We start from the raw sequence: 19,511 nt of genomic DNA, 5'->3' as shown, positions 1-19,511 counted from the left end.
GGGGAACCGGATGGGCCTTTGTGGGTACCTTGGAGCAAGGATGTGGAAACTGCGGGTACCTGCAAATTGCAGGACTTTCGGCCTATAGGACGGGCAGGACGTACGGTTCGGCCGCGGTGGATCCCTTGCCCGCTGCGAGGGCGGTCAACTGCGCCCTGGACTCAACACCGAGCTTCCGGTAGATGGCGGTGAGGCGTACTTCGACCGTGCGCACGGAGACATAGAGCGTGGCAGCGATTTCCTTGTTGCGCATGCCCCGCGCCACCATCTTGGCCAACGACCGCTCATGGTCCGCCAGCAGCAGCATGGCCGGGTTGCCCTGCGGGCGGACCGGCTCCATGCGTTCATCCAGGAGGAGCGCGTCCACATGCTGGGTCCACGCGTCCGCACCGGCTTCGTCGAACATCACCTTGGCCCGCTGCAGCGCATCGCGTGCGTCGCGCAGCCTGCCGAAAGCGTGCAACCGCTCCGCGTAGCAGGCCAGGGTCCTTGCCCGTTCAAGGGTGTGCCCGTTCCTGCTGTCCAGGGTCTGGCTGAACAGCTGCAATGATTGCTCACCGTCAGCGAGCAGGGCGCGGCTTCGCGCAACGGCCATCATCAGCCACGGCGACCGCAGGCCCACCGAGCGGCTCTCGAGGCGCAGAAGTGCCTGCGTGGCCTCGTGGTGCCGTCCGAGCCGGATCAGGACTTCCACGAGGTCCGCCTCGCAGCGCAGGAGGGTGGGGTTGCCAAAGCGCATGCCGATTTCGGCGGCCCGGGACAACTGGGCTACGGACTCCGCCAGGTCGCCGCGCAACAGCGCGAACTGGCCCTGGCAGGCTGCGAGCTGTGCGGTGATGGCGGGGTGGCTGTCCGCCCCCGCATAGCGGAGTGCCTCGGCAGCATGCGCCCGGGCCTGGGCGTCATCGCCCAGGGCATGCGCCCGCCACACCCGGAACAGGTGGCGGGTCCCGCGGTGGTATTTGAGTTCGGGCTCGGAAAGCTCCAGGTCGTCAATCAGCCGGACGGCCGCGCGCACGTTGCCGGCCCGGATCGCATTGTCAACGGCCATGAATGCTGCGGTTTCCTGCCAATTGACGTGGCCAGGTTCGTCTGAGCTCCTGAGCAGCGCAAAGGTCTCGTGGGCGCCTTCGTAGTGCTCGGCGTAGGTGAGGGCCCGGCCATGCATCAACAGGCCGGCGGCCCGGGCAGCACCCGTTTGTTCCTGTTTGCGGCCAAGGCCCGCAGTGCCGCCCCCGACCGACTCGATCAGGAGCTCGGTTTGTTCGGTGATGCCCAGGCATTGCGCGGAGGCGGACCCCCGGAATGCGTTGCCGTGACGCAGGAGTTCCGAGGCTTCCTGGAGTTCCCACCGCTCGGCGTAGTACAAGGCTCCGATGGCCAGCAGGCTGGCGGCATACGCAGGATCATGCTGGCCGAATTCCTTCACCAGCCGGAGCACCATGCTCGAACGCACGGCGGCGCCCTGGGCGAACTGGATTTCAAAGGAGAGGCCGGTAAGCCGCAGGATCAGTGCGGGGTTGCGGGTTACCCGCTGGGCCCATTCCAGGTACCGGCGCGCGTACACAAACTCACCCCGGTTGAACAGCATTTCCGCCACGCTGGTCAGCCGCGCCGCTGTTTCCGCTTCCCAGGGGTTGATGGTGAGGGCCCGCTCGATGTACTCCACGGCAAAACTCACTTCGCCATTCCGGACCAGGTCAACGGCGTGCCGGAGCAGTTGGAACGGAGTTTGGCGCTCAAGCGCGGTGAAGCTCAGGTGCCACCTGCGGGCATAGGGGTCCGTTTCGTTTGCTGCTTCCGCCAGGGCCCGGTGGTTGGCCGTGCGCACGGCCGGAGTCATGGCCGCGAAGACATATCCCCGCAGCAGCTGGTCGCCGATCCCCAAGTGCGGACCCGTTCGTTTGATCAGGCCTGCGGCCAGCAGTTCGTCCACGCTCGTCCACACTTCGCGGTCGAGCTTCTCAATCGTCGAAATGTCGCTGCGGAAGGAAAGGGCCAGGAGGTCAAGCACGTTGCGGGCGCCAGGGGTCAGCCCACCTACGGCCGACGCGTACTCGGCATCAAAGCTGCCCCCGGAGGGCAGCGGGACGGGCAGCGCATACTTGCCAGCGGTGTGCCTCTCCAGCAGCCGGGTGTAAAGGTCGACGGCGGCGAGCGGGTTGCCGCCGGCGGCTGCGGCAACTGCGTGGGCAGCCGCCGTCGTGGTCCTTGTGGCGGCCATGCTCTCCAGCATCCGGACGGTGTCGCTGTAGCCCAGCGGGCCCAGGCGCAGGGTAGAGAGGCCACTGAAGGGATTGTCCGGGAGGTCCTCCCGCATGCCGACGAACAAGACGATGTCCGTACCCACCAGGCGCCTCGCCACAAAACCGATGACTGCCTGGCTGCTGGGATCCAGTTGGTCAGCGTCATCGAGCACGACGATGGTCCGCGAGGATGAACGCTGGTGGAGGCCGTTGAGCAGCATGCTGGAAACTGCCGGTACGCTCATGGCCCCGGTGGTGTCCCGCAGCAGCTCGTCAGCGATCCGGTTCAGGACCGGATCGTCCATGTCGTTCAACAGCGCAGTCAGCCCTGACAAGGGCCAGTCCGATTCAGCCGCGGTGGCGGACAGGAAGACGGTGCGGTAATCGGAGAGCATGGGGATCGCGGACAGAAGGGCGGTTTTGCCCGTGCCTTTGCGGCCAATCACCGCCAGTGCGGTGTCCTTGGGCCCGCGGATAACCGACAGGATGCGGTCCAGTTCTTTGCTTCGGCCGATAAGTGGCATGGAGTCCCCATTCGTCGAAGAAGGAGACCGCATTCTTGCACTGCCGGATCATGTCGCAGCAGTCCGCTCCCCAGTGCGGATTCTGCCGGTACCTGTGAATATAGCGCCGCAACCAGCAGGGGCACCACAACGTTCCCGCTGGATTCCATCAAGATTGGCGCCTGCACTTGATCAAGGGCTTCCGCGGGGTACTTGCCCCATTCCGGAGGCATGGCCCCCTGCCCTCCGATTCCCGCTCCAAGGGCAATCCCCTATACCTAACGGAATCCGAAAACCCAGAGCCCCTTACTTGCCTAACAGGGGGTGAACGGTAGGTAAAAAGCGAGTACCTACTACTCGTGATACCTGCATTAGGTAGGGGATAGTCTTCCTGAAACGGCCAGAGGATTGGCGATGGGTTGCTGGGGGACAGCGACCAGACCATGACCGGATTAAGCGTTGGTGCCGCTGCCGAAGGGCCGGCGGCATTGTCAAGAATCCGAACTGTCATGAAGTGGTGAGGCAATTGTCGATTTCGCCCCAACTTCCAGCTCTGTTTTCCGAGCCGGGACTGTTATCTCCGCAAGCATCGATCAGCGTGATCATCCCTACGTTGAACGAAGAAAAGAACATACCCTGGGTTCTGCGCAGAATGCCATCCTATGTCGATGAGGTGATCATCGTGGACGGCCGCTCGCAGGACAACACAGTTGAAGTGGCGAAGGCAGTCCGTGCCGACGTGGTGGTGGTCAACGAAACCCGGAAAGGAAAGGGCGTAGCCCTTCGCTCCGGCTTTGCAGCGGCCTCGGGCGACATCATCGTGATGCTGGACGCGGACGGGAGCATGGATCCGCGGGAAATCGGCTGGTTCGTTGCGCCGCTCCAGCACGACTTCGATTTCGTCAAAGGCTCCCGGCACGTAACCGGCGGCGGGTCCGAAGACCTCACCCGTTTGCGGAAGGCCGGCAACAGGGCCCTGACCGGACTCGCCAATGCTGTTCTGCACAGCAACTATTCAGACCTTTGCTACGGCTACATCGCCTTCCGGCGGGAATGCCTGGAGGTGCTGGAACTGCAGTCCGACGGCTTCGAAATCGAGACCGAACTCATTGTCCGGGCTGCCAAGGCGGGCCTGCGGATCGCGGAAGTCCCCAGCCTGGAGCTGGACCGCATCTCGGGGGCATCCAACCTCCAGACGTTCCGCGACGGGTGGCGGGTCCTGCACACGCTGGCCCGCGAATGCACCGTTTGGGAAGCCCCAACCGCGGGTGCCCGCCCGGAGGCCCTCCGCCGCGTGAAGTACACCTATTCAAATGTCCGCTTCCCGCGGCTTCCGGTGGATCCGCACAGCGTCCTCACGCCGGTGGTGAGCCAGCATGCTTGACCGCATGAAGCCCCTGTCCGTGACAGTAGTGATCTGCGCCTACACCTCGGAACGGTGGGGCATGCTGCTGGACGTCATCGAATCCGTGCGCAACCAGACCCTCACCCCTGACCAGGTGCTGGTTGTCATCGACCACAACCAGGACCTGCACGAAAGGCTCGTCGAAATCGTCGACGACGTCACCATCGTGGAAAGCACCGGACTCCCCGGCCTGTCAGGCGCCCGCAACACGGGTGTCGGTCTCGCTGAGTCGGACATCGTTGCGTTCCTTGATGACGACGCCGAGGCGGCACCGGACTGGCTTGAACGCCTGGTGGCGCTGTATGACGATCCCGACGTCCTGGCCGTCGGCGGGAAGGTTGTTCCACTGTGGGAAACCGGCAGGCCCGGTTACTTCGGGGAGGAACTGGACTGGATTGTGGGATGCAGCCACCGCGGGTTGCCCCGCGTGGCCTCGGAAGTCCGGAATGTCATCGGCGCCAACATGTCGTTCAGGCTTGAGGTGCTGCGCCAAGTGGGTGGTTTCAACCAGGCCCTTGGCCGAAAGGGCACCTTGCCGCTCGGCTGCGAGGAGACCGAGATTTGCATCCGGTCAACCATGGGATCGCCTGGCGCCCGCATCGTTTACGAACCCGCGGCCCTGGTCAGGCACCATGTACCGGCCGAAAGGGGCAGCGTGCGCTACATGCTCTCAAGGTCCTGGTCGGAGGGAATTTCCAAAGCGCAGGTCAGCCACATCGTCGGGCAGAAGAGGGCACTTGGGCCCGAACGAAGGTATGTCCGCAGCACGTTGCCGCGTGCGGTGTTCTCCGGAATCCGCGATTGGAGCCGCGGCGCGAACCCCCAGGGACTGGGCCGGGCAGGATCCGTCCTCGCCGTACTGGCCTTCACCTCCGCCGGCTACATCCGTGGACGCCGGATTGCCCACGGGTCAACGACGCAGCTGGCTGAGCTTGAGCTCCAGGGCGCACCGTGGCGGCAGGTCCAGTGACACCCGGATAGGGATCCTCAGCCGCGAGGGCCTGGGTACGGTGGAGAACCGGACCCAGGCCCTTCGGCGTTGTGTGCAGCCGTCCGTTGTTCCGCAGGGAAGGCCAAGTGAATGAAGCCGTGCAGGGGCTCTTAGCCGGCCATCTGGCGCCAGTAACGCAGCCCGCCTTCAGTGGACCCGTCGTCGGCAACCTTTATGACGGCGTAAGGGAACGCCGTGCGGTCTGCCTGGTCGGGCCCGAAGCCGCGGACATCGGAGGACCAGGTCCCGGTGTTGATGTAGCGGGTTGGCGAAGCCTCGAGCGTCGATTCGAGGGCACGGTGCGTATGGGCTGAGGCATACCAGGCCACGCCGGAGCGGTACGTTTCCAGTATCCCTGCGACCCTGGCGGCCGCTGCCGGGGGCTGGTCGCCGCCATGGATGTTGCGCCCGGCGGCAGCAAGCACCATGCGGGTGGCCGTCAGGGGCAGTGCTGACACGGACCGGAAACGGGAGAGGCGCGCGAGTTCCCGCACTGCCGTCCCATCGAGCGTGAGCCGCGACGATTCGGTCTCCAGCAGCTCGTCGTACTCGGGCCTCCGGACCCGGCGTTCCGCCCGTTCCGAGGCCACGCAGGCCCGGGCCACGGCTCCGGCACGGCTAAGCCGCGATGCCGTAGGATCCGCATGCCAGGCCGCCAGTGGTGGCAGGTCCAGCTCGTCCGTGCCATTGACGGCGGTGCGGAGCACTTCGGGTATCCGGTGCAGCGCATGATGGAGGTGCCCGTGTTCGGCCACGAGCACGCCGGGGACGTAAAGGAGCCAAGGGTGCACGCTGACCCGGGTGGGATCACCTGGGGACAGCAGCGCTGACAGCCGCGCGGCCACCGGGGGCCGCGCCAGCTCCACGTCGTGGTTGCCGCAGACGAAATGCAGCCGGACGCCGGCTGCAGCGCATGCCTGCAGCGCCCCCAGCGTTTCGGAATGGTGCTTGAGGATGGACTCAAGCCTTGCAAGGCTCTGCGCCTCGTCCAGCCTGACGAGCTCAAACGTGTCACCAAGGAAGATGACGTGCTGCTCCAGGCCTGGTGCTTGGGTTTCGTGCACCTCGCGGCGGAGGAACTCAGGCAGGACTTTCCCCGGGTGCCGGGGATCGCTGTCCGACACGTCCAGATGCAGATCGCTGAGGAGTACCCATCGCGCCGCGTGGTTCACGTCAGCAGCCCCAGGACACGCGGGAGAAGGAGGATGACCACCAGCAGCCACATGGCGCCGACTGCGATCCTGATGTTCACGGCGTGGCTGAAGAGCCGCAGGCTTGTCGGCTGTCCGGACGCTGACCCGGTATGACGGACCTCCAGCCCGATAAGGGTAACCAGCAGAACGGCAGCGGCAACCAGTCCGGCGATATCGATCATGACGCGGCCTCCTGCCGTGCGCGTGCAAGGCACGCAAGGATGGTTATGGCACCCATGGTGACGACACAGGCCTGCCAGGACCAGACGGAGAGGTAGAACATCGCCGTGGATACCGCGGTGAGGCTGGCAAGGCCGAGTGCCAGGACAAGCAGTGCGCCGAGGCCGAAGTCGGTGACCCTCATGAGCCTGGTGAGTGCCTGTCCCGGGAGCAGGACGAGCACAAGGAGTGCGGCGACTGCCTGGATCGGTGTTGGCAGCCCAAGGAGGGACACCACGGAGAGGACCACGGCCGTGAGCGCGATCGCCATGGTGGGCCGGGTTATAGTACGGGCGTTCATGGCGCCACCCGGTACACTCGGGCGTCGCTGTTGCTGAAGGCGAGATCTACGCCGTCTTGTGCCTTGAGCCAATTTTCCAGCTCCTCGAAACTGCGTGGGGTGGTTTGGCCTTGCAGTACAAGGCTCGATTCCGCGGAGGTCATGAGCAGCAGGTAGCCACCTCCGGGGTTGTGCTTGGCGTAGCGGTAGACGAGCGGGCCGCACGTTGCCGCCGACAGGCTGGAGGGACAAAGGTCCTCGATGGTCCGGTACCGGTGGTCAAGGTAGTCCTGGCTGCGCCAAGGCGTTGGATGGGCTGCCGAGATGATCGCGGAGCCGGGCGGCGCGAGATTGTCCACGGCTTGGACAGCGGCGATCTCATCGTCCGCGAACACGTCGTACTGTGCGTTGCCGAACCTGCCGGTCACTGTCATCACGGCGAGCAGGACACAGGCCGGCACCAGGACCACCGCGTTGCGGGACGAAAGACGGACGCCGCCCGTGGTGGGGAGCAGGACTGAGCTCGCCTGCACGGCAATGAAGGGCAGTGCAAACAGCGAGACGCGGATGAGCATTTCCCCGCCGTAGGCCTGCACGGGAAAGAGCAGTAGGGGAGTGACAGCCAGGAGGACCACCCGGATATCAAGGCGTCCCCGGCGCCAGTCGCGGACCGATCCAATCGCGGCGAGGACCCAGAGAATAAGGGTGAGCGCCATCCGGATCTGGACCACCAGCACATGTCCCGCTGAACCCGTCGTGCGGTCCACGAGGTTCGCTTGGATGGCGGTCTGCAGTCCTGCATCCGCCAGGGGCGGGTGACCGGAAAGGTAGGCGCTTGCCGGATAGACGAGCCACAGCACCAGGAGGATGCCGGTAATGAGCGGCAGCCTGCCGGGCCACACCCGCCCGCTGAGGGTGAGCGCGGTGACGGCGATCAGTACCAGGAACGGCGTCAGTTGATGGCTTGCGCAGATGACGGCGGTCAGGAGGAGGGTGACCACGAGGGCGCCGACCCGGTGCCCCGGACGATCATCGGCCGGCGTCCTCGCCAGCCACCATGATTTGAGGGCGGCCCGCTTGAAGCCGGGGAAAGCAGGCGCCTTGGCGGCAAGGGGGCCCATGAGGAGCACGATTACCACCAGGTACAGGAAGAAACCGAAGGCCTGGGGAGACAGGTAGTCCTGGTCCTGCCAGTTGCCGAGGCAAAAGATCCAAAGCACCAGCCACTGCCGGCGCGGATCCTTTGTCAGGTAGCGGGTCAGCACGCCCACGGCGGTGAGCCACAAGCCCATGTTGAACACCGGTGCCCACAGGGCGAGGGTCACTGGGTCGATACCGGTTGCCCGGAGCACCGTTGCAAGGAGCGCAAAGAAGCCTGGCCAGTTGAAGTACGCATCGATGTTCGGATCGACTTCGCCGGAAGTTGAAAGAGCGTCGGCAATGCCAAGGTGGCGGAAAGCAACCTCCCCGCGGGGGATTTCCGTGACGAACGCGGCAGCGCCGAAGAGCATCAGCACGAGGACTGCGATGAGCCACAGCATGACTGGCCGGCGCGCGGGCCCGGTGGCATCTCCCCGCAGCGCCACGACAAAGGCGACGTTGAGGATAAGAACGCCCACCCAGAAGGGGTAGGGGAGCACGCCCACAAGCCCAAGGTCGCTGTTTATAGGGACTGCCACCGTGGCGGCACTTCCCACTGCCAGGGCCAGTGCGACGGCGCCCGCCACGGCGCACCAAATGTCACGGGCATGCCAAGGGTGTGCCCGGGTCCGGCTCGGTTGCTTCAGCGTGCTGGTCATGACGCCTCCTTTTTGGCGCGGCGGAGAATAGCAAGCAGTCGGAGGCCCACCGCGACGGCCCCGATGTAAAGCACCACCATCCACGCAAGGGCCATGGAGCTTGAGCCGCTTTCTGCGGCCCACAAAGCCGAGACGCAGAGGGCGGTCCCGAGCACTACGCCGACCGCGATCGCTTCTGTGTAGAGTCCCAGGACGCGGCAGACGGAGTTATAGGCCTGCAACACCGCATAGGCCACGAGTCCGGCAGCCAGGAGCCGCAGGGCGACGGTGGACGCGTTTGCGTACCTGTCTCCGAGCAGGTGGAGAAGCGGGTGGGCGAAGACAATCAGTACGACGGCGGCCAAGCTTCCTATGACAAGCGACCACCGGAAGCTGGTCCAGGTAGTGGTGGCCAGGCGGTCCGGGTCCCGCACTCCCTCGGAGAATTGGACGATGCCAATCAGCATTGGTGCGGTGTACGCGGCCCAGGCCATCATCCATGCCGGGTACCAGTAGGCCGCGACCTCGGGCGATACCAGGTGCGCGAGCAGGAGCGGCAGTACCAGCCCGGGGGCGCGTTCGGTAAGGGTAAGGAGCTGGTTTGGTATTCCCAGCATCAGCAGCGGCCTGTGGCGTGCCGGGTGCAGGGTGGGGCGCGGCCGGTATCCGACCAATTTCCGCAGCTGGATGGCGCCGATCATGCATGACACGGCCGACCCCAGGGTCCAGCAGGCCAGCAGGACGTCGGCGGAGGCTCCGTGGGCCTGCCAGGCGACCAGGGCTGTGGCCGCGAGGGAAGCCACACCGCCCACCGTGTACCGCATGGTCGCACTGCCGCCGCGCCCCAGCGCAACGAGCGCCTGGTCCAGTACCGTGCACATGGTTCCGGCGACGGCGGCCACGATGAAGGTCAGCCAGAAGAGGACCGAGAGTGAGGCCGAGTCGGGCGCCACAAAGGTCTCCAGCACGAGGTAGCCGAGGGCCAGGACCGTGCCGGCTATTCCCACGATGCCAAAGGCCGCGTCCAATACCCGGGCGGGCGGCTCCCCGCGCCCCACCGACACGATGACGGCAGAACCGGTGCCCAGCACTGCCAGTTGGGTGCAGATCATCACCGCCGACACTGCGGCCGTGGTGAGCCCCACCTCACGGTCAAACGTGGCGTGCGCGGCCAGGATCCAAAATGCGAAGCCGGTACCGGTTTGCGCCGCCTTGGCGATGACCAGGCCGATGGAGCTGCGCAGGGGAGAGTGCCGCCGGACGGCGGATGAAGCCTCCGATGGGGCAATCTCCCGCTCAGCCGTCACGACCTAAACCCCTAGCCATTCCCGCGTAGTTGTACCAGCAGAAGGCAACGTAATAGCGCACCCATTGAGGCTGGCCGGCGGCGAGGCTTAGTACGCTCCCGCGGGCTGCCGCCGCTGCGGGCAGCAGTGCCAGTCGTGCACCGCGCCAGCCGTGCTTGCGGACCATGCGTCCCAGGCCCGTGCCGTCCATGAGGAACTGGTCGAGCGCGAAGTCGAAGTCGTCCGCGGCAAATCTGTGTTCAACGAAGACCCGCTGCGACACGCCAGTTTTCATTCCCGACTGCCTCATGCGCCACCGCAGTTCGATGTCCTCCCCGGACTTAAAGGAATCGTCGAAGCCGAGGTTCAGCATCAGATTCCGGTCCACCAGTGTCGCCACGAGCCCGAACCAGTTGCGGCTGCGGCCCGTGCGGTGGTGGTGCGCCAGGGCCTGCCCCCAGTAGCCCGGGCCGGCAACGCTTTCCAGGCCCGCCTGGAGGGCGTCATACCCGTCCTCCACGAACTCGATCAGCAGGTCCGCCACACCGGTCGCTCCGAACACGACGTCCGCGTCCACGAGAAGGACCCAACGAGTGGTGCTGCTGCGGACCCCGAGTGTCCGGGCCCAGGGAAGGCCCCGGCCTTCATCACTCAGCACCCGGGCGCCCGCCTCACGGGCGATCTCGACAGTTCGGTCGGTGGACAGGCCGTCCACCACGATAATCTCGGCTACACCGGACTGGCGCAGGGCTTCCAGGCAGCCTGGGAGTAGATGCTCCGCATTGCGGGCCGGAACAACCGCCGTTACGTCTGCTGTGCTGTGGGCCACCGTCCTACCCCTTTCAGACGTGCTCGTCGAGGACTGAGGGCAACAGCTCCTCAAGATGCCGGACAATGTCGTCCGACGCCTGGTCCGCGGAGTATGCGGCCGGTACCTGCAATAGGTGGCAGGGACGCCCGTCCAGCGCCTTGTTAAGCACCAGCCCCTTGGCTGCGAAATGCTCCCGCCACGGGACCACGGACGTGGCCGCCAGGCCCGTCACCACCCGCTGCGAGAAGCCGGCCATCTCGATGTGGAAGTTGCCCATCATCCGGTCGACCATCCAGTCGCTCGTCCGCTCAAGGATCCTGGACCGTGCGCCGTCGTAGCGTTCGATATAGATCGAGGCTGCGAGTGGGGCCTTGGTGGTGACTTCCCGTCCCGGGAATGCGGCCTCGGGGGTGACCATCCGGTGCTCCGGCGACCACCGCCGGGAGAAGTCTGCCAGCCGCGGGTAACGGATAACGAAGGGGTGCACCACCGTGGTCAGCCGGCCGACGGGTCCCGAGAACCTTGAAGGAACGAGGGGTTTCCGTGCGCCCTCAAAAAGGTGCGGGTAGATCGCCCGGTGATGCGGTTTGATGAACATCGGCTTCGCGTAGCCGAGCAGCGTGGCGTCCTCAGCGAGGAATGCCCAGTCGTCTCCCATGAACGACCATCCCTCGCGCCGCATCAGTTTCGCGGCGGTACTCGTCTTGCCGGTACCTCCTGCCGCGGGAAGTGCGATCGCGTGGCCACGGTACGCCATGGTTGCTGCGTGGATCATTGCAGCTCCGCGGGCCACCATGGCGGCGTCCAGGACGGGCACCACAGTGGTCAGGAGTTCACCAGGTCCGTGGATCCGCCAGTGGTCTGCGTCCCTGACCACCTGGACCCGGTCGGCCTGGAACCTGACGCTGTTGTCCGTGTATGCCAGTTCGTGCTCAACATGGCCGGCATCCGGCATCGGCTCCGGTTGGTCGTCAACGACGATCTCAGCCTGCCCTTCCTTATCGGAGGCGAAACATGCCAGCATGCTCTGAAGCTGCTTCGCCGCCGGTGCCGTCGCGTCCACGTTGATCGTGACGCGGCCATGAATGTCGAAGTGCAGTGCCTTCGCTCGCCTGTTGCTCATGGTCCTCCCCTGTCTGATTGGTGTCAGCCGTGGTTTCCGTACCTGGGTTCAAGCCCGCCAGTGCCCCTATGCGGATTCGAAAACCCCGGCGTGTGACTCCGCCGGCAGAATCGAGCGTAGGGTAGGTCCGCTAGGTAAACACCGGTAGTAGGTACTCGCTTTTGCACCGGGCCCTACGTGGGGAAATTCGCGGTTACGCAGGCAATAGGGGTGGAGGGACAGCGCCCTGGGCCGTGTTAGGTACGTTAGGGGTTGGGGTCACCGGAGTACTGGGTATAGGGGGTACCTATTCCCAGTGACGAGTACGCTTCCGGGCAGCTCCTATAGGCGGGGACTGCCTGCAGCCGGGTAGACGCGGACCCAGTCAACACGCATCTCGCCAGGGCCATCGGCGGTGACATTATCGGGGAACCAGTCCAATTGAAGTGTCTGGTGCATCGAACCAGGAGGCTGGTGCGCGGGATCGCGGTCTTCAAACCACTTCACGCCGTCGATGTAGCCCACGATGGCGTCGGGAGTCCAGTCGACGGCATAGTTGTGGAACTGGGTCAGGTCCAGGGCCCTGGAGACGGACGTCTTCGAGTTCGAGCACCCGTAGTGGTGGAAGAAGTTGATCAGCCCCCAGTTGCCCGTGGTCTCCATGTAGTCGACTTCGCCGTCACACGGCCAGTTCCCACTGTCCGGCCACAGGATCGACACCATGTGGTAGGCATCGTCGCCGGAACCGGCGGCCCGGACCTCCCAGCGGCCGTACCTCTGTTTGCCAAACTTGGCGCTTATGCCGGCGGAAACGCCGTCCGGGGTTCCGGTGATGACCATTTGGGAACCATCAACCGTGGCCTGCCGGGGACTGCGGATGCCATTCCCCGCATGGCCGGAACTATCGTAGACAGACCACTTCGAAGAGTCCGGTGCGCCGGTGTAGTTGAACTCATCGCCGGCAATCGGGGCACCCCAGGCCAGCATCGCGGCGGCAGAGTCGGCCACTGGCGTAACGGCCCCCGGCATGGCTGATGCCGGATCGGAGCCCTGGTCCGCCCCGTTGGCTGCCGGCTGTGCAGGAGGTGAAGAGCAGCCGGACAAGAACATTGCCGCCACGCAGATGGCGATCAACTGTCGACGCATACGTCAGATGATAGGGCCCCGGCTGTACGGTGCCTATGGGAGTTGCCTCCACCGGGCCGCCCCCGTTTTCCACATAGCCGCATTGACCAGCCCCCTCCCGCATCCCCGCTGGCTAGCCTTGGGTCAAGCGTGAATCGCCTATCGGGTCCAAATGCACTAAGATATTGAAGTCTGTGCTGCGTCCTGCCTCCGTTCCGGTGGCGGGGCATCGCGCGGAATCGCAAATGAACCTCCTGTTACGGAAATGCCGTAACCGCTTAGCCCAAAGGAGGTGGGTTCACATATGCGTCCTTACGAATTGATGGTAATCATCGACCCCGAGGTCGAAGAGCGTACCGTTGAGCCGTCGCTTCAGAAGTTCCTGAACGTCATCACCAACGATGGTGGAACCATCGAGAAGGTTGACATCTGGGGCCGTCGCCGCCTGGCTTACGACATCAAGAAGAAGTCCGAAGGTATCTACGCCGTGGTGAACTTCACCGCCAAGCCTGAGACCGCCAAGGAACTTGACCGCCAGCTGTCTCTTAACGAGACCATCATGCGCACCAAGATCACCCGCCCCGAAGAGCAGAAGGTTGTTGCTGAGTAATTCAGCACCATTCTTCATTCTTTACCCCGCAGGAAACGCACTCTTCACACAGGATCGAACAAGGAGGCAGTAGATGGCAGGCGAGACCACCATTACGGTCATCGGTAATCTCACCAATGACCCGGAATTGCGGTTCACACCGTCAGGTTCGGCAGTAGCGAACTTCACCATCGCTTCCACCCCCCGCACCTTTGATCGCCAGTCCAACGAGTGGAAGGACGGGGAAACCCTGTTCCTCCGCGCCGCTGTTTGGCGTGAAGCAGCCGAGAACGTCGCCGAGTCCCTGACCAAGGGCATGCGCGTCATCGTTACCGGCCGCCTGAAGAGCCGCTCCTACGAAACAAAAGAAGGCGAAAAGCGCACCGTTATCGAGCTTGAGGTCGACGAAATCGGCCCCAGCCTGCGCTACGCCAATGCCAAGGTCAACCGTACCCAGCGCTCCGGCGGACAGGGTGGCGGCGGCTTCGGTGGCGGCAACAGCGGCGGTGGCTTCGGAGGCGGCAACTCTGGTGGAAACCAGGGCGGCAACTCCGGTGGAGGCTGGGGCGGCGGCAACCAGCAGGCTGCACAGGACGATCCCTGGGCCACGCCCGGTGTGTCCAATGCAGGCGGCTGGGGCAACGGCCCCGATTCCGAACCTCCCTTCTAAAACCTAAACAACGGCCCGGCGCTGGGGCTGCCAAGGTGCGTAATGCACCCGGGCACTGCCGCCGTCGGACCACCACCATCCCGTGGATCAATATCCACGGGCTCCCTAGAATAGGAGCTCCACGATGGCTAAGGCTGAACTCCGTAAGCCCAAACCAAAGTCCAACCCCTTGAAGGCCGCTGACATCACTGTCATCGACTACAAGGACGTAGCATTGCTGCGCAAGTTCATCTCCGACCGCGGCAAGATCCGCGCCCGTCGCGTCACTGGCGTTACGGTGCAGGAACAGCGCAAGATCGCCCAGGCAATCAAGAACGCCCGCGAAGTTGCTCTGCTGCCTTACTCCGGCGCTGGCCGCGGCTAAGGAAGGGATTAACTAACATGGCAAAGCTCATTCTGACCCACGAAGTCACCGGTCTCGGTGCTGCTGGCGATGTTGTCGAGGTCAAGGACGGTTACGCACGTAACTACCTGCTGCCCCGCAACTTCGCCCTGACCTGGTCGAAGGGTGGCGAGAAGCAGGTTGAGTCCATCAAGGCTGCACGTGCCGCCCGCGAGCACGCTTCCCTGGAAGATGCTCAGAAGCAGGCCGCTGCACTGTCCGCCAAGCCGGTCAAGCTGGTCGTCAAGGCCGGCGAGTCCGGCCGCCTGTTCGGCACCGTCAAGCAGGGCGACGTTGCTGACGCTGTTGAGGCCGCAGGCCTTGGCAAGATCGACAAGCGCAAGGTTGAACTGCCCGCCCACATCAAGTCGGTCGGCACCTACCAGGCCAACGTCCGCCTCCACGCTGACGTTGCCGCTGTGATCGAACTGGACGTGGTGGCAGGAAAGTAATTTCCCCACCCCACGTCAAGACCCCCGCTGCCGGACTCCGGCGGCGGGGGTCTTTCGTATATTCGGCTCCGGGCGGCTTTCGCCTGCCTCCGCCTGCCTCCGCCTGCGTTCGGGAATACTTCACTACTGCGACGGGTTCATGGGTATAGATGCAAATGCATGTATGATGGATTGAACGAACACCAGGAGAATGCCATGGAAACCCGCCGCATCACCGTCCTTTCGGCAGGACTCGGCGTGCCGTCGTCGAGCAGGCTGCTGGCTGACCAGCTTTCGGCCGCCGCCACCCGGCAGCTCGAAGCAGCCGGGTATGAGGTGGCCGTGGACGTCGTCGAGCTCCGCGACCTGGCCGTCGATATTGCCAACAACTTCGTCACCGGCTATGCAGCGCCGCGGTTGGCGGAAGTCATTGCGGGTGTTGAGGCATCCGATGGGATCATTGCCGTCACTCCCGTCTTCAGCGCCTCCTACAGCGGACTCTTCAAGTCCTTTATCGACGTCCTTGATCCCAAGTCTCTTGACGGCAAGGCTGTCCTGGTGGGCGCGACCGGTGGAACAGACCGGCACCAAATGGTCCTGGACTACGCAATGCGGCCACTGTTCAGCTACCTGCGGGCCCGCATGGCGCCCACCGGAGTTTTTGCAGGTCCACAGGACTGGGGAACCGCAGACGAGGGTGGGGCCTCCCTCGCGGACCGGATCGACCGCGCGGCCGGGGAATTCACCCGCCTGCTTGAAGGGCCGCAACCGGGCCGGAAGGACGTCCCGCTGGAGTCCCTGCCATTCGAACAGCTGCTGGCGGGTATTTCCGGCAACGCCTGAAACACCGGAGCCTGCTGACGGGCTGGGATTCCAGCGGTTAGGGGCTGATCCGGCTGGGGTTTAGGGGGCACACCGGGGTTGTTATTTGCTGCCGCCACCGCGAACACTGAACAAACTGGGGATTGGCGGAGTTTTCGACACCGGGGAGTGACGTTGATGGACCATCCAGTATTCAAGTCCGGCCAGCCAGCGCGAAATGTCGGCACGCTGTGGCGGTTTGCCAGGCGACGGAACTCCGGTCCGGGCGGTCCCAACCCGTCCCAAACGCGGAAACTGGGCTTGCAGGCCCTGCTGGCTGCCTTGCTCCTCGTTCTCGGGGGCGGGCTGGTGGTGCCGATTGCCGCCTCTGCCGCTACGGGGGACGTGGGCGTAGAGGGGCCCTCCCATTCAGGGACCGGGACGCCAACCGGCACTAAACGGCAGACGAACTCGCTGTGGTTCAACGACGGCATCTGGTGGGGAAACCTCTGGGACTCGGGCAGTTCCAGTTTTCGAATCTTCCGCTTCAACGCAGCAACAAGTTCCTGGACAAGCACCGGCGTCGTGACCGAGTCCCGGTCGAACACGCATCACGACGTGCTGTGGGACGGGAAGACCCTGTACGTCGCCAGCTACCGTTTCGTGAACGACGGCTTGCCGGCCGAGCCAAACTTTCCGACCACCATGCGCCGCTACAGCTACAACGCCAGCACAAAGACCTATACGAGCCTGGGATCCACCCAGATCAACAATCAAAAGATTGAAACCCTGTCCATAGACAAGGACTCGACGGGCCGGGTGTGGGCCACGTGGCAGCAGGGTAACCGTATCTATCTGAACGTTACCGGGACGGATGGAGCGACGTGGGGGACGCCGTTCCCGCACCCCGCGTCGTTGAGCAATGTATCCGTGGACGACAACTCGGCCGTTATCGCCTACAGCGGGAACAAGCTGGGCGTCATGTGGAGCCGGCAGCTCGGCGACGCCAGCGATGGCATGTACTGGAGCTACCACACCGACGGAGCCTCGAACTCGTCCTGGAGCGCCCCGGTGGCGGCGGTGAAGGGGCAGCGCAGCGGTGATGACCACATGAACCTGAAGTGGCTGGACGCTTCAACCGACAAGGTTTTCGCTGCCATCAAGACATCCTTCACTTCGGCTTCCCAGCCGCTGATCCAATTGCTCGCCCTGAATACCTCGACATCGACATGGTCGGCCCATACGATCGCAACCGTGTCCGAGTGCCCGAACCGGGTGATCGTCCTGATTGATGAAAGCACCCAGAAGCTGCGGACCTTCGCTACCTATCCGAAACCAAGTGGAACGACGAACGCAGGTGTCTGCACCAGCACGGGTGGCGCGATCTACGAGAAGTCCACGCCGCTGGACGCCATCAGTTTCACCACCACCAAGACGCCACGAATCGTCGACGCCGACCAGTACGTCCACAACGTGACCTCCACCAGGCAGAACGTCAACAGTTCCGGCCGCGGAACGGCCAACAGCGGCCTGTTGATTCTTGCCGACGTCAATGCCACCAGCCGGTACTGGCACTTTTACGACCCCAGCGGGGGTGGCGGCTCCGGCGCCGATACGACGGCACCGACAGTGACGGCCACGTCCCCGGCTTCCGGTGCCACCGGTGTAGCCGCCGCAGCCAACGTGACTGCGACCTTTTCCGAAGCAATGAACGCCTCGACGGTGACAGCAAGCAGCTTCACCTTGCAGGCGGGAACCTCGACGCCCGTAACGGCCGCTGTGTCCTATGACAGTGCCAGTAACGTGGCAACGCTGAATCCAAACGCGGACCTGGCTGCGGGAACGGTCTACACGGCTACCGTCAAGGGCGGAACCAGCGGGGTTAAGGACAGTGCCGGCAACGCCCTGGCAGCGGACAGGACGTGGACATTCACCACTGCTCCGGCCTCGGGGGGCGGCGGAACGGCGCAGACCGTGACGCTCACCGCCACGGCCGACACCTACGTGTCGAGCGGGGCGGCGGGAACGAACTATGGAACTTCCACCATGCTGGGGGTTGATAACAGTCCGGTGGAAGTTGCATACCTGAAGTTCGACCTTACGCCCTACGCCGGCAAGACGATCCAAAGTGCCACATTGCAGCTGGTCAGTGCCGGGAGCGGCTCGACCGGCAAGCAGAACGTCAAGCTGGTGGCTGACGACGGCTGGACCGAGACCGGGGTGACCTATAACAGCCGCCCCGCGCTGGGAACCAGCATCGGAACCTTGGGGCCAACCGCGACCAACACCAGCTACAGCGTCCCGCTCACGCCTGCCGGATTGGCCGGTGACCTGGGAAGCCAGCTCTCGCTGGGGCTCGACACCACCAGCAGTGATGGCCTCGACCTCAATTCCAGGGAGGCGGGCGGCGCCGTAGCACCTAAGTTGGTCCTCACCCTGGGCTAGCCACCCTGGGTTAGCCATTCGCGTAAGAGTCGGGGCCCGGCCGTCCAGGACGGCCGGGCCCCGACGCGCCGGGACGGGCCGCTAGTCGTCCAGCAGCGCGATGAACTCCCGTGCCTGCTTGAGTGAGATATCCGAATGCCGTGTCAGTGCGGTGGCTGCCGCCTCCGTCTCGCCGCTCCGGGCCAGCGTCCGGATCCGGCCGTAGATTTCGTCGTTAAGCATGTTGCTGCTTACTTCCCGGGTGACGTCACCCTTGCTCGCGATCGCCCGGTAGCGGTACGGGAACCGCTCTGGCTCGTCGTCGTCCTCCTCCGGGACCTGCATCGGCTCCTGGGCCCGGTAGGGCTGGGGGTGGGCCGCCATGGCGCCGACGGCGTCACGGGAGGCCCGCAGCCCCTCGCCGGTGGCCTCGTGGTAGAGCTTGATGGCGGCCATGGCCTGTCCCTGGGCTATCAGGGCGTAGATCCGCCGATGCTGGTCCTCGGACAAGCGTCCCGCGGCATCCCGTGCCGATTCCTGCGATGTTGCAGCCGGCTGGGCGGGGACTGTGCCGCGCGTTGCCTTGCGCGTGCGGGAGGCACGGTACGCGAGTATGACCCCGGCAACGACTGCGAGCAGGATAAGGACCGGGACCACAAGGGATTCCATTTTCACGTGCCGTTCTCTGTTCTTCCTGGCCTCTGCCAGGTGCGGTCGTTTTGCTGGCTGGCCGCACGGATATATTCCTGCTGCTGGTTGTGTTGCTGGGCGTTCTGGCTGGGGTGGGTAGCGGCGGCCAGGCGGTCGCGGGCGGCAGTGGCCGCCTGTACCTGGGCCGCGTAGTGGCGTGCCGACCGCTCGGCAAGCTCGCGCTGGTACTTTGCGGCCTCCGACAAGCCTGGATCACGCGGCCGCAGCGCGGTGGCGACGCCCCACAGGAGGGCCACCAAAACAATCGCCGGCAACAGCACCAGCAGGAGATCGCCCATACCTAGAGCCTAATCCAGATCAGGTTTATCCACAGCAATATTCACTGTTCCGCATACAGGGCCGCGGAGGTGGCAGTCAAACTCCCGGGCCGGAATATGAGGAGCGCCACGAACATGGGGTGCCGGTGATTCCGAGGCCGTTCCGCACCTTCCATCCCTGCTGATCCCACTCAGTGCCTGTGGATGAAATTCCGTGGAAGAAATATTTACTCCACATGCTGGCGGCAGTCTTTCCGCAGGTCAAAGGCATGTGCTGCGCGAAAAAAACTTTGTATCCACAGACTTC

The 19,511-nt window shown here is 64.4% G+C and carries 19 protein-coding genes; 8 read left to right on the top strand and 11 right to left on the bottom strand.

What is annotated here, in order from left to right; genetic code table 11:
- Positions 1-82: 82 nt before the first annotated feature.
- A complete protein-coding gene (locus ACZ9J7_RS06960) occupies positions 83-2,770 on the bottom strand; it encodes a LuxR C-terminal-related transcriptional regulator (protein ID WP_476208141.1) in 2,688 nt (895 codons plus the stop codon).
- Positions 2,771-3,263: 493 nt separating this feature from the next.
- Here ACZ9J7_RS06960 and ACZ9J7_RS06955 point away from each other — a divergent pair, with 493 nt between their 5' ends.
- Positions 3,264-4,133 (top strand): glycosyltransferase family 2 protein, encoded by an 870-nt coding sequence (locus tag ACZ9J7_RS06955; RefSeq protein ID WP_476208139.1) that lies wholly within the window; start codon positions 3,264-3,266, stop codon positions 4,131-4,133.
- Positions 4,126-5,124 carry a glycosyltransferase family 2 protein gene (locus ACZ9J7_RS06950; RefSeq protein WP_476208138.1) on the top strand — a complete coding sequence of 333 codons (999 nt, stop codon included), beginning with the start codon at positions 4,126-4,128 and terminating at the stop codon, positions 5,122-5,124. The genes ACZ9J7_RS06955 and ACZ9J7_RS06950 overlap by 8 nt, the downstream gene beginning before the upstream one ends.
- 131 nt (positions 5,125-5,255) lie before the next feature.
- Here ACZ9J7_RS06950 and ACZ9J7_RS06945 read toward each other — a convergent pair whose 3' ends face one another.
- From ACZ9J7_RS06945 to ACZ9J7_RS06910, 8 genes are all read right to left on the bottom strand, one after another.
- Complete coding sequence (locus ACZ9J7_RS06945) at positions 5,256-6,317, bottom strand: hypothetical protein (RefSeq protein WP_476208137.1); 1,062 nt, start codon at positions 6,315-6,317, stop codon at positions 5,256-5,258.
- Positions 6,314-6,520 (bottom strand): hypothetical protein, encoded by a 207-nt coding sequence (locus ACZ9J7_RS06940; protein ID WP_476208136.1) that lies wholly within the window; start codon positions 6,518-6,520, stop codon positions 6,314-6,316. The genes ACZ9J7_RS06945 and ACZ9J7_RS06940 overlap by 4 nt, the downstream gene beginning before the upstream one ends.
- Positions 6,517-6,858: a hypothetical protein gene (locus tag ACZ9J7_RS06935; RefSeq protein ID WP_476208135.1), complete on the bottom strand. Its 342-nt coding sequence runs from the start codon at positions 6,856-6,858 to the stop codon at positions 6,517-6,519. Before ACZ9J7_RS06935 ends, ACZ9J7_RS06940 begins: the two co-directional genes overlap by 4 nt.
- Positions 6,855-8,636, bottom strand: a complete 1,782-nt coding sequence (locus ACZ9J7_RS06930) for a glycosyltransferase (RefSeq protein WP_476208133.1) — start codon at positions 8,634-8,636, stop codon at positions 6,855-6,857. Before ACZ9J7_RS06930 ends, ACZ9J7_RS06935 begins: the two co-directional genes overlap by 4 nt.
- A complete protein-coding gene (locus ACZ9J7_RS06925) occupies positions 8,633-9,922 on the bottom strand; it encodes an MATE family efflux transporter (RefSeq protein WP_476208131.1) in 1,290 nt (429 codons plus the stop codon). The genes ACZ9J7_RS06930 and ACZ9J7_RS06925 overlap by 4 nt, the downstream gene beginning before the upstream one ends.
- The gene (locus ACZ9J7_RS06920; RefSeq protein WP_476208129.1) at positions 9,912-10,730 is read right to left on the bottom strand and encodes a glycosyltransferase; all 819 of its coding nucleotides are present in this window, start codon (positions 10,728-10,730) and stop codon (positions 9,912-9,914) included. The genes ACZ9J7_RS06925 and ACZ9J7_RS06920 overlap by 11 nt, the downstream gene beginning before the upstream one ends.
- Positions 10,731-10,743: 13 nt before the next feature.
- The gene (locus tag ACZ9J7_RS06915) at positions 10,744-11,835 is read right to left on the bottom strand and encodes a hypothetical protein (protein ID WP_476208127.1); all 1,092 of its coding nucleotides are present in this window, start codon (positions 11,833-11,835) and stop codon (positions 10,744-10,746) included.
- Positions 11,836-12,156: 321 nt separating this feature from the next.
- Complete coding sequence (locus ACZ9J7_RS06910) at positions 12,157-12,960, bottom strand: glycoside hydrolase family 16 protein (protein WP_476208125.1); 804 nt, start codon at positions 12,958-12,960, stop codon at positions 12,157-12,159.
- Positions 12,961-13,243: 283 nt separating this feature from the next.
- Here ACZ9J7_RS06910 and rpsF point away from each other — a divergent pair, with 283 nt between their 5' ends.
- From rpsF to ACZ9J7_RS06880, 6 genes are all read left to right on the top strand, one after another.
- Positions 13,244-13,549, top strand: coding sequence for a 30S ribosomal protein S6 (gene rpsF / locus ACZ9J7_RS06905; protein ID WP_015939036.1), 306 nt, complete (start codon positions 13,244-13,246; stop codon positions 13,547-13,549).
- 73 nt (positions 13,550-13,622) lie between these two features.
- Positions 13,623-14,198, top strand: a complete 576-nt coding sequence (locus ACZ9J7_RS06900) for a single-stranded DNA-binding protein (RefSeq protein WP_141158852.1) — start codon at positions 13,623-13,625, stop codon at positions 14,196-14,198.
- 124 nt (positions 14,199-14,322) lie between these two features.
- Entirely contained in the window at positions 14,323-14,562 is a 240-nt protein-coding gene (gene rpsR, locus ACZ9J7_RS06895; RefSeq protein WP_003800144.1) for a 30S ribosomal protein S18, read from the top strand.
- 17 nt (positions 14,563-14,579) lie between these two features.
- Entirely contained in the window at positions 14,580-15,032 is a 453-nt protein-coding gene (gene rplI, locus ACZ9J7_RS06890) for a 50S ribosomal protein L9 (RefSeq protein WP_141158853.1), read from the top strand.
- Between the two features lie 195 nt (positions 15,033-15,227).
- On the top strand, positions 15,228-15,854 hold the full coding sequence (locus ACZ9J7_RS06885; RefSeq protein WP_476211811.1) for an FMN reductase: 627 nt from the start codon (positions 15,228-15,230) through the stop codon (positions 15,852-15,854).
- A gap of 156 nt (positions 15,855-16,010) precedes the next feature.
- A complete protein-coding gene (locus tag ACZ9J7_RS06880) occupies positions 16,011-18,257 on the top strand; it encodes a CBM96 family carbohydrate-binding protein (RefSeq protein ID WP_476208122.1) in 2,247 nt (748 codons plus the stop codon).
- A gap of 81 nt (positions 18,258-18,338) precedes the next feature.
- Here the strand turns inward: ACZ9J7_RS06880 and ACZ9J7_RS06875 are convergent, their stop codons facing one another.
- Complete coding sequence (locus tag ACZ9J7_RS06875; RefSeq protein WP_476211810.1) at positions 18,339-18,905, bottom strand: hypothetical protein; 567 nt, start codon at positions 18,903-18,905, stop codon at positions 18,339-18,341.
- Positions 18,906-18,907: 2 nt separating this feature from the next.
- The gene (locus ACZ9J7_RS06870; protein WP_476208121.1) at positions 18,908-19,225 is read right to left on the bottom strand and encodes a hypothetical protein; all 318 of its coding nucleotides are present in this window, start codon (positions 19,223-19,225) and stop codon (positions 18,908-18,910) included.
- Positions 19,226-19,511 lie beyond the last annotated feature (286 nt).

It is taken from the genome of Pseudarthrobacter sp. TE9888 (assembly GCF_056279345.1).
This window is presented reverse-complemented; position numbering and strand designations above follow the sequence as displayed.

What these genes read in the sequence shown, in the direction of transcription:
- ACZ9J7_RS06870 (WP_476208121.1), bottom strand. Translation starts at nt 19,225, where the DNA reads ATGGGCGATCTCCTGCTGGTGCTGTTGCCGGCGATTGTTTTGGTGGCC.
- ACZ9J7_RS06885 (WP_476211811.1), top strand. Translation starts at nt 15,228, where the DNA reads ATGGAAACCCGCCGCATCACCGTCCTTTCGGCAGGACTCGGCGTGCCG.
- ACZ9J7_RS06930 (WP_476208133.1), bottom strand. Translation starts at nt 8,636, where the DNA reads ATGACCAGCACGCTGAAGCAACCGAGCCGGACCCGGGCACACCCTTGG.
- rpsR (WP_003800144.1), top strand. Translation starts at nt 14,323, where the DNA reads ATGGCTAAGGCTGAACTCCGTAAGCCCAAACCAAAGTCCAACCCCTTG.
- ACZ9J7_RS06940 (WP_476208136.1), bottom strand. Translation starts at nt 6,520, where the DNA reads ATGATCGATATCGCCGGACTGGTTGCCGCTGCCGTTCTGCTGGTTACC.
- rplI (WP_141158853.1), top strand. Translation starts at nt 14,580, where the DNA reads ATGGCAAAGCTCATTCTGACCCACGAAGTCACCGGTCTCGGTGCTGCT.
- ACZ9J7_RS06910 (WP_476208125.1), bottom strand. Translation starts at nt 12,960, where the DNA reads ATGCGTCGACAGTTGATCGCCATCTGCGTGGCGGCAATGTTCTTGTCC.
- ACZ9J7_RS06880 (WP_476208122.1), top strand. Translation starts at nt 16,011, where the DNA reads ATGGACCATCCAGTATTCAAGTCCGGCCAGCCAGCGCGAAATGTCGGC.
- ACZ9J7_RS06900 (WP_141158852.1), top strand. Translation starts at nt 13,623, where the DNA reads ATGGCAGGCGAGACCACCATTACGGTCATCGGTAATCTCACCAATGAC.
- ACZ9J7_RS06950 (WP_476208138.1), top strand. Translation starts at nt 4,126, where the DNA reads ATGCTTGACCGCATGAAGCCCCTGTCCGTGACAGTAGTGATCTGCGCC.
- ACZ9J7_RS06875 (WP_476211810.1), bottom strand. Translation starts at nt 18,905, where the DNA reads ATGGAATCCCTTGTGGTCCCGGTCCTTATCCTGCTCGCAGTCGTTGCC.
- ACZ9J7_RS06960 (WP_476208141.1), bottom strand. Translation starts at nt 2,770, where the DNA reads ATGCCACTTATCGGCCGAAGCAAAGAACTGGACCGCATCCTGTCGGTT.
- ACZ9J7_RS06935 (WP_476208135.1), bottom strand. Translation starts at nt 6,858, where the DNA reads ATGAACGCCCGTACTATAACCCGGCCCACCATGGCGATCGCGCTCACG.
- rpsF (WP_015939036.1), top strand. Translation starts at nt 13,244, where the DNA reads ATGCGTCCTTACGAATTGATGGTAATCATCGACCCCGAGGTCGAAGAG.
- ACZ9J7_RS06915 (WP_476208127.1), bottom strand. Translation starts at nt 11,835, where the DNA reads ATGAGCAACAGGCGAGCGAAGGCACTGCACTTCGACATTCATGGCCGC.